Source organism: Paludibaculum fermentans, assembly GCF_015277775.1.
Classification (GTDB): domain Bacteria; phylum Acidobacteriota; class Terriglobia; order Bryobacterales; family Bryobacteraceae; genus Paludibaculum; species Paludibaculum fermentans.
Map to the genome: position 1 here is coordinate 7,708,099 of NZ_CP063849.1, position 12,928 is coordinate 7,721,026.

Consider the following 12,928-nt stretch of genomic DNA (forward strand, 5'->3'; position numbering starts at 1 on the left):
CTGGAACCGCGACGAACGCCGCCGATCTCCGAGAGGGCTCGCTATCGGATGTCATGTTCGAGATGCTTCAAAGTGTGCAGCGACCGTGACCTGGACTATGCAGTCCTCAGCGGAACAGTCTCTCACGCACTCTGGCATAAGCCTGCTATGCGCGGATTGATACTCGATGCCGATGGGGGCGCTGTTCCCAATCTGCTCCGGGCGCTTCGGAATTTCGGGATGCCCTACGTCCTGACCCGTCCCACCGCGAATCACCAAAACTAAGCCTCCAATTGAAGCGAAGCACCCGGGAACTCACCGAAAGTCGCCGGTTCCTCTCTCCAGTTCCGCTGTTCCGCCAGACGCCGAGCCTGGAACAGTGGCCCCAGCCCACCCGGAAGTTCCAACTCTGCGCCATATCCCACAAACAGGATACGGAAGTCGGTAATCAGCAGAGGGAAAACCCCATTGGGACGGGTGCACCCGTCCCCGACTTTCTAGTCATCGCACCTGCCGTGCTCAGCGGCGCGCCCAGTCCGAGTATCTTCACACGAAGCGCCCGGACGCGACCCGCGCTGACAAGTCCGGATCTTCCTGAGGCAGCCCTCAGACCCGCCAAGCCACTCACCTCGACCCCACTTCTCTCTCAATTTCCACATTAAGCATTGCTTCATCACCGCATCTGAAACTCTTTTTTATCTTTCTTTGCAACACCAGCCTCTCCAAAACAGCCCCTTTCCCCTTGACACCCCCCTTACCCTGGAATCGCGCCGGCCATTGTGCCGGCATTTTTTATGGAACAAGGAGTTTGACATCATGGCTACCGTTGCTCAGATCACCGCCAACCAGGCGAACGCGAAATATTCCACTGGACCCGTCACCATAGAAGGGAAGGCCCGCTCATCCCAAAACGCCCGCAGCCACGGCTTCACCGCCCAGCACCTCACCATCACGCCCGAAGACCGCGCCTCGTTCACCGCCCTCGAAGCCGCCCTCCGCCTCGACACCCGGCCCGCGAATTGCATCGAGGAGGAGATCTTCCACCGCATCCTCACCCACACCTGGAACCTGCGCCGCATCGAATCCTTCGAATGCCTGATCCTCGCCGAAACGGACCCATTGGCCGAAACCGACCCGCACGGCGCTCAGCTCGACCGCTACGCCCGCTACCGCCGCGACCTCGAACGCGGCCTCTACCGCGCCATCCGGGAGCTCAGCAAACTCCAAACCGAACGTGCCGCCCTCGCCCAGCAACACCCCGATGTCGTCAAGGGCGTCCGCGAGAACGTCCCCCTGGCCGAAGTGACCCGCCTCACCAGCAACACCGACGAACTCTTCTTCTACGAAGGTTATGGCCGGCCCCGCCGGGCGCTCGAACACCTCACCACCGGCGTCGACACCAATCATCCCGACAACCAGGACCCGCTGGCCGACCTCCAGCCCATTCGCGTTCCGCGAAACGAGGCCAACTCGGCCAGCGCAAACGGACTGCCTGCCAACTTCTACAACGTTTCGAAGCGCTGAAGACCACCCCTGCGCCAGGTCGGGCCATGTTGACGAAACGAATCCGCCGATTATCGACGAATCCGCCGAGCATTGACGAAACCACCGGGCATTGACGAATCCGCCGAGCCTCGACGAAACGAAGCCGTCAACAGATTCCGCCGAGGATCGCATCACCAGCCGGAGCCCCTCCGGCCCTGCTCTTTGACAATCTCACCTATAAGCTTCCGTTCAGGGGAGCCACACCGAGCACCATCGTGCCCGCCGTGTGCCAGGACCCAAGCCCCAGCCCCGGAGCAACAGCGACGGGCTCCCGTGCGGCCTCCGCGTCCAGCCCTCCGTGCCCCCGCGCGCCGCGTCCAGCCCCTATCCACCTCCCTAGTCCCGGAGCGGCAGCGACGGGCTCCCCCAAGGTCTCCCCGTGCCTGCCCCCAAGCCCACCCGGAAGCCATCGTCCACCCCGAAGAGTTGCGGCAACCCAACGAAACGAAGCCGCTCGCCCACCCCGAACCGGCGAGCCACCCCGTCGGGAGGGCGGACGCCCTCGTCCGCAGCCGGTCCCCTGACCGGCGCACCTCTCTCCTCGGAAGAAAGGGCCGCCGCGCCAACCCAGTCAGCCGATCGACGAAACGAAGCCGGCCGGCCCGGTTTCTCCGGCTAACGTAAAGCAGCGGCCAGCCGAGAGTCCCGCCCACCCGAACCGGCGAGCCACCCCGCCAGGAGGGCGGACGCCCTCGTCCGCAGCCGGTCCCCTGACCGGCCCACCTCTCCCTTCGCAAGAAGGGCCGCCGCGCCAACCCAGCCATCCGATCGACGAAACGAAGCCGCCGGCCCTGCTTCTCCGGCTAACGTAAAGTAGTGGGCAGTCGAGAGCCCCCGCCCACCCGAAGCATCGCGCCGCAGTCCACAAGCCACCAAGGACTCAGCCCAAACGAAGCCACTCGCCTTTCGGTCAGGGCTTTCCACCCCCGCCGCCCCTCCGGCGGAACAAACCCAGTACCCATACTGGACTGTGACCACTGTAAACAGCGCCTGGCGCCTGCCCCTGGAATCTCCCGCCGCTATTTAGGACTTCATCATCCAGAATAAGCAATGCACGGAGAATCAATAAGATGGCGTGTCACTGCGGCAGACTCGCCAGCCTGCCTCCTCACTGCAACCTCATCTGCAACCCATTTCCCCGGTCTCATCCAGCCCCGAAGGCTCCTAGTACCCCTAAACCTGTCAGGAACTTTTTTCCTCGCCGAGGTGTCTCTATATACAACGGCGCTGATGTGAACGGCGCTACAATGGCTCTGCGGAGGCACCCATGGAACCGGCTCCAAACATGCCAGAGCTCGGTAATGAAGTGGCTCCCCCGGAATGGCCGGGGTGGCCCGACGAGGGGTGTCTTCTCGAGAGTCTCCGGTCTGGCTCTGAATCGGCCTACGAGGCTCTTCTGGAACGCTTCCAGTTGCCGGTCTTTAATCTGGTTCAACGCTTGATCGACGACTCCAGCGAAGCGGGCGACGTCACTCAGGATGTATTCCTGAAAGTCTTTCGTAACGTCACTGCCTTCCGCGGCCAAAGTTCACTGAAGACCTGGATCTACCGCATTGCCGTCAACGAGGCGCACAATCGCCGCCGTTGGTTCGGCCGCCACAAGCGCGCCGAAGTAGGTCTCGAAGCCGAAGGTGATGGCCTGGGCTACCTCGATCACCTGAGCGATGCTGCTCGCTCACCTTACGATCTCGCCCTCAATGAGGAGTGGAGATCGGCGATCGAAAAAGCCTTGGAAGGCTTGAATCCTGTGTTCCGGTCGGCTGTTGTGCTACGGGACCTGGAGGATCTGAGCTACGAAGAGATTGCCGACGTCCTTGATGTCTCGCTCGGCACGGTGAAGTCCCGGATCCTGCGCGGTCGCGAGTCGCTCCGCAAGGCTCTGGTTGAACAGTTGGAACCGTCCAGGGGGTTGCACTTCACCCCTCAGACGGCCGCCGACTAAGAGGTCTGGATCGTTATGGACTGCCAACAAACAAGGTTGATGCTCTCCGCGCTCCAGGACGGCTGTGTGGTCGAATCTGAGCGGAGATTGCTGCTGGCGCACCTGAAACACTGCGCCGCCTGCTCCCTGCTCCAGGCGGAACTGGATATGGTGCGGCAATCGGTGCGCTCGGTGAAATCCCGGCCCATGCCGTCCCACGTCGCCCTGTCCCTGCGCGCCATGGCTTCCCGCGAAGCGTCTCGCCGCCGCCGCTATGTCGATCTCCGCACCTGGCTCCGCCACTTCGGAGAACACGCCGCCCTATCGATCAATAACCTTATGCGGCCCATCGCCCTGCCTGCCTTTGGTGGCCTGGCTTCGGCCGTCTTCCTGTTCTCCATGGTCATGACGAACTTCCAGGGCATCATCGTCAGCCACCCCAACGATGTGCCCATCGCCATCGCCACTGTGCCCTCCGTCCGCGCCACGCTTCTGGATATGTCCGAAGCCGAAATCACCGTCGATGTCTTCGTCGACGAACAGGGCCGCGTCATCGACTACTCGTTCCCTGATGGCTATGGCTCCGCCAACACCGCCTCTCTGCGCCGCAAACTCGAGAACTCGCTCCTGTTCACGGAATTCAATCCGGCCACCACGTTCGGCATGCCCACCTCCGGCTGGGTCCGCGTGAAGTTCAGTGGCCGCAGCCAGATCGACGTCAAGGGTTAGTCTCCACTCTTGGGCCGCCCTCTAGGTCAGCATTTTCTCTTTCAGCACTCGATCCTCGCCCGGATCGCCGAGGCCGCCTGCCCACAGCAGGTCGGCCTCTGCATTGAGATCGGTCCCGGTCCCGGTGGCCTCACCGAGTTCCTGCACCCTCGCGCCAAGCGTCTCATTGCCGTCGAACTCGACTCCGCCTTGGCGGCCAAACTCCGCGAACGCTACACCGAGAACCCGACTGTCGAAATCGTGCAGGGCGACGTCCTCTCCACGAACCTCTCCCAGTGGGGACCCGCCACCGTCTGCGGCAACCTGCCCTACTACATCACCTCCCCCATCATTGAGCAGGTCCTCGCCATGGGACCAGCCCTCGAACGCGCAGTCTTCCTCGTCCAGAAAGAAGTGGCCGACCGCCTGGCCGCCCCATCCGGCAATCGCGACTACGGCTACCTCTCCGTCGCCACCCAGCTTTTCTGTACAGTGGAACGCCTCTTCCTCGTGAAGCCCGCCTCCTTCCGGCCGCCGCCCAAAGTCGATAGCGCCGTCGTCCGCCTCACGCCCCGGACCTCTCTCCCCGTCGCCGACACCAAGGCCTTCCTGCGTTTCGCCTCCGCCTGCTTCCGGCAGAAACGAAAGACCTTACGCAATAATCTCTCGGCCCACTACCCCCCCGAGAAGCTCACCAACCTCCCCGAAGCCGGCCTCCGCGCCGAACAACTCAGCCTCCCCGAACTCATCCGCCTCTTCGGTGTCCTGAACCCCTAGGTGCACACTGGCGCATTTTGCATAGAGCTTGGCGCGTTCTGCATGCGGCAAATCACGCCTCCCCCTTTACCTTGAAATCATGCACGACGTCAGAGCTTATTCGGCAGTCCACTCAACCTCTCCTCTTGCCCCTACCTCCGTGGCTCGGCGCGAGCCCACGCCCACCGATATCGAAATCGAGATTCTCTATTGCGGAGTCTGCCACTCCGACCTCCACCAGGCCCGCAACGAATGGCACAACACCGTCTACCCCTGCGTCCCCGGCCACGAGATCGTCGGGCGCGTGAAGAGCGCCGGACCCGGCGTCACCAGGTTCAAGGCGGGTGACCTCGCCGCCGTCGGCTGCATGGTCGACTCCTGCGGCGTCTGCCCGGAATGCCGCGAGCACCTCGAACAGTTCTGCGAGAAGGGCGCCACCTGGACCTATAACGGCGCAGACAAGCACACGGGCGCCCAGACCTTCGGCGGCTACTCCGAGAGCATCGTCGTCGACGAGAACTTCGCCCTGCGTGTGCCGGCCAACCTGGATCTGGCCGGAGTCGCTCCATTGCTTTGCGCCGGCATCACCACCTACTCGCCGCTACGCCACTGGAAGGCGGGTCCCGGTAAGAAAGTCGGTGTCGTCGGCCTCGGCGGCCTCGGCCACATGGCCGTGAAGTTCGCCAGTGCGTTCGGAGCCCACGTCGTCCTGTTTACGACCTCCCCTAACAAGAAGGACGACGCCCTCCGCCTCGGCGCGCACGAGGTGGTCCTCTCCCGCAATCCCGAAGAAATGGCCGCTCACGCCGGCAGCTTCGACTTCATCCTCGATTGCGTCTCGGCCGACCACGACCTCAACGCCTACCTCCAGTTGCTGAAGCGCGACGGTACGCTGACCCTCGTCGGAGCGCCCGAAAAGCCGCTCCCCATTGCCAGCTTCAACCTCATCCTTGGCCGCCGCCGCCTCTCCGGTTCGCCCATCGGCAGCATCCCGGAGACGCAGGAGATGCTCGACTTCTGTGGCGAACACGGCATCACCTCCGACATCGAGATCATCCCCATCCAGAAGGTGAACGAAGCCTACGACCGCCTGCTCAAGCAGGATGTGAAGTACCGTTTCGTCATCGATATGGCTAGCCTAAAGAAGGAGACCGCAGCCTAAGCCATGGCCAAACGCTTTCGTGTGAGCTCGTTGCTCGCCGGCAAGTTGGAAGAGTTGGGAGTGCAGCCCGCCGCCATTCTGAGGCAGGCGGGCCTGCCCTCCGGGCTGTTCGACCACCCCAAGCCCGCCGTCAGTACGGAGGAGTTCTTTGCCCTTTGGCAGGCCATCGGCGAGGTCAGCCGGGATCCCGCCATCGGCGTCAAGATCGGCACCGAGCAGCGCATCGAGCGCTACGACCCCATCGCCATTGCCGCGCTGTATGCCCCCTCCTTCTCTGAAGCGCTGCACCGCATGGCCCGCTTCAAACAGCTCACCTGTCCGGAGGAGATCCGCATCATCAGCGGAGCCCGTGAGACCAGCGTCCAGTTCCTCTGGCTGCTGGCCACCATCCCCGAACCCTCGATCCTGGTCGACCTCTGCTTCGCCTGGGTCGTCACCATCGCCCGCCGCGGCACGGGAACACCCTTGTCCCCCACTCGCCTCCGGCTCACCCGGGCGCGCGACGATCAGGCGTTCCTGGCAGAGTACTTTGGCTGTCTCATCGAATACGAGGCCGGGGAGAACGCCATCTGCTTCCACAACGCGGACCTGGCCCGCCCCTTCCTCACTCACAACGCCGAGCTGTTCTCGATGATCGCGCCCCAACTGGAACAGGAACTGAATCAGCGCGATGCCGAGCTCAGCTTCCCTGACCGCGTTCGCGCCACCTTGAAGCAACAACTGGCCGGGCAGCGCCCCACCGTCCAGATCCTGGCCAGTGCCCTCAACATGAGCGTCCGCTCCCTGCAGCGCCGCCTCACCACCGACGGTTCGAGCTTCCAGCAGGTGCTCGAAGACGCGCGCCGCGAACTGGCCCGCCACTACCTGGTCCACTCTGCGCTGGAGCTGAATGAAACGGCCTATCTGCTCGGCTACGAGGACGCCAACTCCTTCGTGCGCGCCTTCCGCTGCTGGGAGGGGATTCCGCCCGCCCACTGGCGCGAGCAACAACGCGCCCAAGCGGATTCCATGCTACTGATATCATCGAATTAGTGGCCGCTCCCGAGAACGATCCGACAGCAAGATTTGCCGATATGCTCGCCGCCCTGGGCGCCGAGCCGCGGCTCCGCATCCTGCGCCTGCTGCTCACCGCGCATCCCGGTGGCCTCGTTGTCGGAGACATCCAGGCCGAGCTCGGCATCCCGCCGTCGACCCTCTCCCACCACCTGGAGAAGCTCAAGAACGAGGAACTGGTGAAGGTCCGCCGTGAGAGCACGTTCCTTCGTTACACCGCCAATACCGACGGGCTGAAGGAGATGCTCGACTTCCTGTACGCCGAGTGCTGCACGCGCAACAACGTCATCGACCCCAAAGACATCGCCCCGGCCTGCTGATCCCTCAGCGCGGGATCCAAAGAGGGGGAATAATGGACAGATGCAGAAGTTGGCCCTCTTCCTGATCGCATCCTCCACGGTCTTTGGCCAGACCTATCAACCCAACTGGGAATCCATCGACAAACGGCCCACCCCCGCCTGGTTCCAGGACGCCAAGTTCGGAATCTTCATCCACTGGGGCGTCTACTCCGTGCCCGCCTACGCTCCGGTGATTCCCGGCAAACTCGCCTATGCCGAGTGGTATTGGAACGCCATGACGAATGGCCAGAAGCCCGGCGCCAACGCCATCCAGTCGGGCACCTGGGCATACCACAAGAAGATGTATGGCGCGGATTATCCCTATCAGAACTTCGCTCCGCAGTTTCGCGCCGAGCTCTACGACCCCGACCATTGGGCCGACGTCTTCCAGCGCTCCGGCGCAAAGTATGTCGCGTTGACCTCCAAGCACCACGAAGGCTTCGCGCTCTGGCCCAGCAAGGAAGCCTCCGCCACCTGGGGCCGCCCCTGGAACGCCGTCGAGATCGGGCCCAAACGCGACGTGCTGGGCGACCTCACCGAAGCCGTGCGCCGCAAGGGCCTCAAGATGGGCTTCTACTATTCCCTCTACGAGTGGTACAACCCGCTCTGGCTCACCGACAAGCCGCGCTATATCCGCGAGCACATGTTCCCGCAGTTCAAGGACCTGGTGAACCGCTACCACCCCGCCATCATCTTCAGCGACGGCGAGTGGGACCTGCCTTCCTCTGAATGGCATACGCCGGAACTGATGGCCTGGCTCCTGAACGAATCGCCCGTCAAGGAAGACGTGGTCATCAATGACCGCTGGGGCAAGGACAGCCGCCACAAGCACGGCGGTTATTGGACCACCGAGTACACGCCCGGCATGAGCGGCATGGAGCATCCTTGGGAAGAGAGCCGCGGCATGGGCTTCTCCTATGGCTACAACCGCGCCGAGAACCTGTCGCACTACCACTCCGGCAAAGAGCTGGTCATCATGCTGGTCGACCTCGTCAGCCGCGGGGGCAACCTGCTGCTCGACATCGGCCCCGATGCCGATGGCACCATCCCCGTGGTGATGGAAGAACGCCTCATCCAGATCGGCGACTTCCTGCGCGTCAACGGCGATGCGATCTATGGCACCAAGCCCTGGACCACGTCGCGCCAGTGGAGCGCCGGCGAAGTGCCCAAGGTCGAGTACAACAAGGAGTACGAGACCGCTTACGACCTGTCGAAGCTGGTGGCCAAGCCTGCCGCGGGCAAGGCCTCCATCGATGCCTTCTTCACGGCCAAAGGCAACAACGTCTATGCCATCATGCCCCGCTGGCCCGGCCGCCGCTTCGTCCTGCAGTCGAAGGCCGCACTGAAGCCGAAGTCGGTGGAACTGCTCGGCGGCGGCGCCCTGAAGTGGCAGCCGACCCCTGCCGGCCTGGCCATCACCCTGCCGGATGTTCCGGAAGACCTGATGCAGCAGCCGGCCTGGGTGATCAAGGTCAGCCAGTAACCCAAATGACAAAACGCCTACCCTTGCTGTTGCTGGTGCCCGTCCTGGTCCTGGCTGCCGATGATCCTGTCGCGGCCCGCCTGGATGCCGTCTTCGCGCCGCTTGCCCAAGGCAGCGTGCCCGGTCTGGCGGTGCTGGTCCGCCAGGATGGCCGGACCCTGTTTCAGCGAGGGTATGGCGTCACCGATCTCCGCTCGGCCACGCCCATCGAGGCCGCGACCAACTTCCGCCTGGCGTCCTTCACCAAGCAGTTCACGGCCATGTCCGTGATGCTGCTGGTGAAGGACGGCAAGCTCCGCTACGACGATCCGCTCACCAAGGTCTTCCCGGACTTCCCGGCCTACGGCAAGACGATCACCATCCGCCATCTGCTCACGCACACCTCCGGATTGCCGGATTACGAAGACGTGATGGAAGCTGGCGCCCAGCGGTGGACGCCGCAGGACCAGATCCGGGATGAAGAGGTTCTGAAGCTGCTCAAGGCTCAAACCAAGCCCAGGTTTGCGGCCGGAACCAGTTGGTCGTACAGCAACTCCGGCTACGTTGTCCTTGGGCTGGTAGTCGCCAAGGTGTCAGGCATGCCGTTCGGCGAGTTCCTCCAGCAGCGCATCTTCAAGCCGCTTCACATGGATCAGACCCTCGCCTATGTCGCCGGCCGCAACAATGTGGTCCACCGCGCCTACGGCCACGCGAAGCAGAAGGACGTCTTCGTCGAACGCGACCAGAGCTCCACGTCCGCCACGCTCGGTGATGGCGGCATCTACTCGAACCTGTCGGACCTTGCCAAGTGGGACGACGCACTCTCCCGCAACACCCTGCTGGGCGCGTCGGCCATGAAGGAGGCTTTGACGCCCGCCAAGCTCTCCGATGGCTCGCCCACCCGTTGGCCCGCCCAGAAGAACGAAGACAACCTCAACCCGGGCAAGCCGGTCTCCTACGGCTTCGGCTGGTTCCTGGATCCCTACAAAGACCAGCCGCGCACTTGGCATACCGGCAGCACCACCGGATTCCGGACGGTGATCCAGCGCTTTCACCAGCACAAGCTGACGGTCATCGTGCTCTGCAACCGGACCGACCTCGACGCCGCGCAGCTCTCCCTGCAGGCCGCCGACACGGTGCTGGGCGCGCATTAAGCCCGTCCGTTCCCGAAGCCTCACCCGCGGCTGCCGCATCCAAAAGGACAATGGAATATCGACAGCTAGGCCATTCCGGCCTCAAAGTTCCAGCCCTGAGTTTCGGAGCGGGCACCTTCGGCGGTACCAACGACTTCTTCAAGGCCTGGGGCGACACGGGCGTTCCCGAAGCCAAGCGCATCGTGGATCTCTGCCTCGACGCGGGCGTCAACCTCTTCGATACCGCGGATGTCTATTCCGACGGGCACTCGGAGGAGATCCTGGGCAAGGCTCTCGAGGGCAAGCGGAACCAGGTCCTCATCTCGACCAAGGCGACCTTCGCGATGGGCAAGGGGCCGAACGACCTGGGCTCTTCCCGCCATCATCTGACTGAGTCGCTGGAGGGCAGTCTGCGTCGCCTCGGTACCGACTACGTGGACATCTATCACATGCATGCCTTCGACGCCACGGCGCCGGTGGAAGAGACTCTGGCCACGCTCGACGGCTTCGTCAGGAGCGGCAAGGTGCGCTACATCGCCTGCTCGAACTTCTCGGGCTGGCACCTGATGAAGTCGCTCTCGGTCTCTGAGCGCTATGGCTGGTCGCGCTATGTCGGCCACCAGGTCTACTACTCGCTGATCGGCCGCGACTACGAATGGGAGCTGATGCCGCTGGCACTGGACCAGAAGGTCTCCGCGCTGGTGTGGAGCCCGCTGGGCTGGGGCCGCTTGACCGGCAAGATCCGGCGCGGCCAGCCGCTGCCTGAAGTGAGCCGCCTGCATGCGACCGCCGAGCAGGGGCCGCCGGTCCCCTACGATCACGTCTACAACGTGGTGGATGCGCTGGACGAAGTGGCGAAGGAGACGGGCAAGACCGTCGCGCAAATCGCGCTGAACTGGCTGCTGCAGCGGCCCTCGGTGGCCACCGTCATCATCGGCGCCCGCAACGAGGATCAGCTCAAACAGAACCTGGCCGCCGCCGGCTGGAACCTGACACCGCAGCAGGTAGAGAAGCTGGACAAGGCCAGCCAGACGCAGAAGACCTATCCCTACTGGCACCAGGTCCAATTCGCCTCACGTAACCCGCTGCCCGTGCCGCAGTACTGATCTCGACCCGAGGGCGGGCTGCCCGGCTCGCCCTCTCTGATACACTCAAGGTGCGCTGACCAACTGGCAGCGACCACCGAACGATGACGCCCTCCGGGGCGCATGTAAGTCCGGGGACTTGATCGAATCCGACAGGTACCAAGGCGATGCTGAGACAATCTATTCCTTCCTTCGCGTCGAGCCCGCGTCCACCTGTCCCCTGGGGGCAGTGAACGATGCAGGCTGGACACTTTCTCAACGCAAAACAGGAACAGCGGCGGCTCTCGATGGTGACGTGCTACGACTACACGTTCGCCCGGCTGCTGGCGCGCAGTTCCATTGACGGCATCCTGGTGGGCGATAGCGCCGCCATGGTGATGCACGGCCACCCCTCCACCATCGCGGCCCGGGTGGAGATGATGAAGCTCCATACGGAGGCGGTCGCCCGAGGCGCAGGCGATAAGCTGATCGTGGCGGACATGCCCTTTCTGTCCTACCGCATGGGCTGGACCTCGGCTCTGGACGCGGCTCATGTTCTGATGAGCGCGGGCGCCCAGGCCGTGAAGCTTGAGGGCGTCGATGGGCACGAGGACGTCGTGCAGCGCCTGGTGGAGAGCGGGATCCCGGTGATGGGCCATCTCGGCCTGCAGCCCCAATCCATCCACGCGTTCGGCGGCTATAAGGTGCAGGGACGAGGCGATGAAGCCGCCCAGAAGATCCTGCGGCAGGCCGTGGCGCTGGAGCAACTGGGTGCGTTCTCGATCGTGCTGGAGTGCATCCCGGCTCCGCTTGCGTCCGAGGTGACGGCGGCGCTGAGGATTCCCACCATCGGTATCGGCGCGGGCGCGGGCTGCGATGGGCAGATCCTGGTCCTCCAAGACCTGTTGGGCATGAACACCGACTTCCACCCGCGCTTTGTGCGGCACTTCCTGGAAGGCGCGAACGCCATCGTGGACGCGCTGGATGGCTATGACCAGGCAGTGAAGAGCGGATCTTTTCCCGCCGTCGAGGAGAGTTACACATGAAGACCTGGACGACTGTGCCTGAGTGGCAGGCCCGCCGGACGGAACTGCACGGCACCCTCGGCGTGGTGCCGACCATGGGCGCGCTGCATGCCGGCCATGGCACGCTGGTGCAGCGCTGCCGCTGCGAGAACGACGTCGTGGTGGTGAGCATCTTCGTCAACCCCACACAGTTCAACAACCCGCGCGACCTGGAGCGCTACCCGCGCACCGTCGAGCAGGACCTGCGGCTGCTGGAGTCCCTGGGCGCCGACGAGGTGCTGATGCCGGGTCCGGGCGAACTGTACCCCGACGGGTACCTCCTCAGGATCGAAGGCGGCTCAGCAGGGGAGGGCATGGAAGGCGCGCATCGCCCCGGCCACTTCCAGGGCGTGATGACCATCGTCCTGAAGCTGCTGAACCTGGTGCGGGCCGACCGCGCCTACTTCGGCGAGAAGGACTACCAGCAGCTCCAGGTCATCCGGGAGATGGTGCGGGACTGCTTCGTCCCCACCGAGGTCGTCCCCTGTGAGACCGTGCGCGCCGGGTCCGGCCTGGCACTCAGCTCGCGCAACGCCTTGTTGTCGGAGGAAGGCCGGCACAGGGCGGCGAGCGTCTACCGTTCATTGACCACGGCGGCGACCGCGGAAGAAGCCCGGCGCATCTTGGAAGCCGATGGCTTCGCGGTGGACTACGTGGAAGAACGCTGGGGCCGGCGGTTCGCGGCCGCCATGCTGGAGGGCGTCCGGCTGATCGACAACGTCCCCGTGCGGGAGGAGAAGTAA

12 protein-coding genes are annotated in these 12,928 nt (G+C 63.8%); all 12 read left to right on the plus strand.

The genetic code is table 11. The annotated features are described in order from the left end of the window. The first annotated feature begins 795 nt into the window (after positions 1 to 795). The 12 genes from IRI77_RS30560 (at position 796) to panC (ending at position 12,928) form a co-directional block, all read left to right on the plus strand. Positions 796 to 1,503: a hypothetical protein gene (locus IRI77_RS30560; RefSeq protein ID WP_194448744.1), complete on the plus strand. Its 708-nt coding sequence runs from the start codon at positions 796 to 798 to the stop codon at positions 1,501 to 1,503. Between the two features lie 1,306 nt (positions 1,504 to 2,809). Then, positions 2,810 to 3,466: an RNA polymerase sigma factor gene (locus IRI77_RS30565; protein WP_194448745.1), complete on the plus strand. Its 657-nt coding sequence runs from the start codon at positions 2,810 to 2,812 to the stop codon at positions 3,464 to 3,466. Between the two features lie 15 nt (positions 3,467 to 3,481). Next, positions 3,482 to 4,174, plus strand: a complete 693-nt coding sequence (locus IRI77_RS30570; protein ID WP_228486402.1) for an anti-sigma factor family protein — start codon at positions 3,482 to 3,484, stop codon at positions 4,172 to 4,174. A 9-nt stretch (positions 4,175 to 4,183) separates the two neighbouring features. Then, positions 4,184 to 4,930, plus strand: a complete 747-nt coding sequence (gene rsmA / locus IRI77_RS30575; protein ID WP_194448747.1) for a 16S rRNA (adenine(1518)-N(6)/adenine(1519)-N(6))-dimethyltransferase RsmA — start codon at positions 4,184 to 4,186, stop codon at positions 4,928 to 4,930. A 79-nt stretch (positions 4,931 to 5,009) separates the two neighbouring features. Next, positions 5,010 to 6,071: an NAD(P)-dependent alcohol dehydrogenase gene (locus IRI77_RS30580; protein WP_194448748.1), complete on the plus strand. Its 1,062-nt coding sequence runs from the start codon at positions 5,010 to 5,012 to the stop codon at positions 6,069 to 6,071. Between the two features lie 3 nt (positions 6,072 to 6,074). Beyond that, on the plus strand, positions 6,075 to 7,103 hold the full coding sequence (locus tag IRI77_RS30585; protein WP_194448749.1) for an AraC family transcriptional regulator: 1,029 nt from the start codon (positions 6,075 to 6,077) through the stop codon (positions 7,101 to 7,103). 41 nt (positions 7,104 to 7,144) lie between these two features. Further along, positions 7,145 to 7,444 carry an ArsR/SmtB family transcription factor gene (locus IRI77_RS30590; protein ID WP_194448750.1) on the plus strand — a complete coding sequence of 100 codons (300 nt, stop codon included), beginning with the start codon at positions 7,145 to 7,147 and terminating at the stop codon, positions 7,442 to 7,444. A gap of 40 nt (positions 7,445 to 7,484) precedes the next feature. Then, complete coding sequence (locus tag IRI77_RS30595) at positions 7,485 to 8,945, plus strand: alpha-L-fucosidase (protein ID WP_194448751.1); 1,461 nt, start codon at positions 7,485 to 7,487, stop codon at positions 8,943 to 8,945. Positions 8,946 to 8,950: 5 nt separating this feature from the next. Continuing rightward, positions 8,951 to 10,078 carry a serine hydrolase domain-containing protein gene (locus IRI77_RS30600; RefSeq protein WP_194448752.1) on the plus strand — a complete coding sequence of 376 codons (1,128 nt, stop codon included), beginning with the start codon at positions 8,951 to 8,953 and terminating at the stop codon, positions 10,076 to 10,078. Positions 10,079 to 10,128: 50 nt separating this feature from the next. Next, positions 10,129 to 11,163 (plus strand): aldo/keto reductase, encoded by a 1,035-nt coding sequence (locus IRI77_RS30605; protein ID WP_194448753.1) that lies wholly within the window; start codon positions 10,129 to 10,131, stop codon positions 11,161 to 11,163. Positions 11,164 to 11,378: 215 nt separating this feature from the next. After that, on the plus strand, positions 11,379 to 12,167 hold the full coding sequence (gene panB, locus IRI77_RS30610; RefSeq protein WP_194448754.1) for a 3-methyl-2-oxobutanoate hydroxymethyltransferase: 789 nt from the start codon (positions 11,379 to 11,381) through the stop codon (positions 12,165 to 12,167). Then, entirely contained in the window at positions 12,164 to 12,928 is a 765-nt protein-coding gene (panC, locus tag IRI77_RS30615; protein ID WP_194448755.1) for a pantoate--beta-alanine ligase, read from the plus strand. Before panB ends, panC begins: the two co-directional genes overlap by 4 nt.

Excerpts from the sequence above, each read along its gene's own strand:
- IRI77_RS30570 (WP_228486402.1), top strand. The coding sequence starts at position 3,482 with ATGGACTGCCAACAAACAAGGTTGATGCTCTCCGCGCTCCAGGACGGC.
- IRI77_RS30580 (WP_194448748.1), top strand. The coding sequence starts at position 5,010 with ATGCACGACGTCAGAGCTTATTCGGCAGTCCACTCAACCTCTCCTCTT.
- IRI77_RS30560 (WP_194448744.1), top strand. The coding sequence starts at position 796 with ATGGCTACCGTTGCTCAGATCACCGCCAACCAGGCGAACGCGAAATAT.
- IRI77_RS30585 (WP_194448749.1), top strand. The coding sequence starts at position 6,075 with ATGGCCAAACGCTTTCGTGTGAGCTCGTTGCTCGCCGGCAAGTTGGAA.
- panB (WP_194448754.1), top strand. The coding sequence starts at position 11,379 with ATGCAGGCTGGACACTTTCTCAACGCAAAACAGGAACAGCGGCGGCTC.
- IRI77_RS30600 (WP_194448752.1), top strand. The coding sequence starts at position 8,951 with ATGACAAAACGCCTACCCTTGCTGTTGCTGGTGCCCGTCCTGGTCCTG.
- panC (WP_194448755.1), top strand. The coding sequence starts at position 12,164 with ATGAAGACCTGGACGACTGTGCCTGAGTGGCAGGCCCGCCGGACGGAA.
- IRI77_RS30565 (WP_194448745.1), top strand. The coding sequence starts at position 2,810 with ATGCCAGAGCTCGGTAATGAAGTGGCTCCCCCGGAATGGCCGGGGTGG.
- IRI77_RS30595 (WP_194448751.1), top strand. The coding sequence starts at position 7,485 with ATGCAGAAGTTGGCCCTCTTCCTGATCGCATCCTCCACGGTCTTTGGC.
- IRI77_RS30590 (WP_194448750.1), top strand. The coding sequence starts at position 7,145 with ATGCTCGCCGCCCTGGGCGCCGAGCCGCGGCTCCGCATCCTGCGCCTG.
- IRI77_RS30605 (WP_194448753.1), top strand. The coding sequence starts at position 10,129 with ATGGAATATCGACAGCTAGGCCATTCCGGCCTCAAAGTTCCAGCCCTG.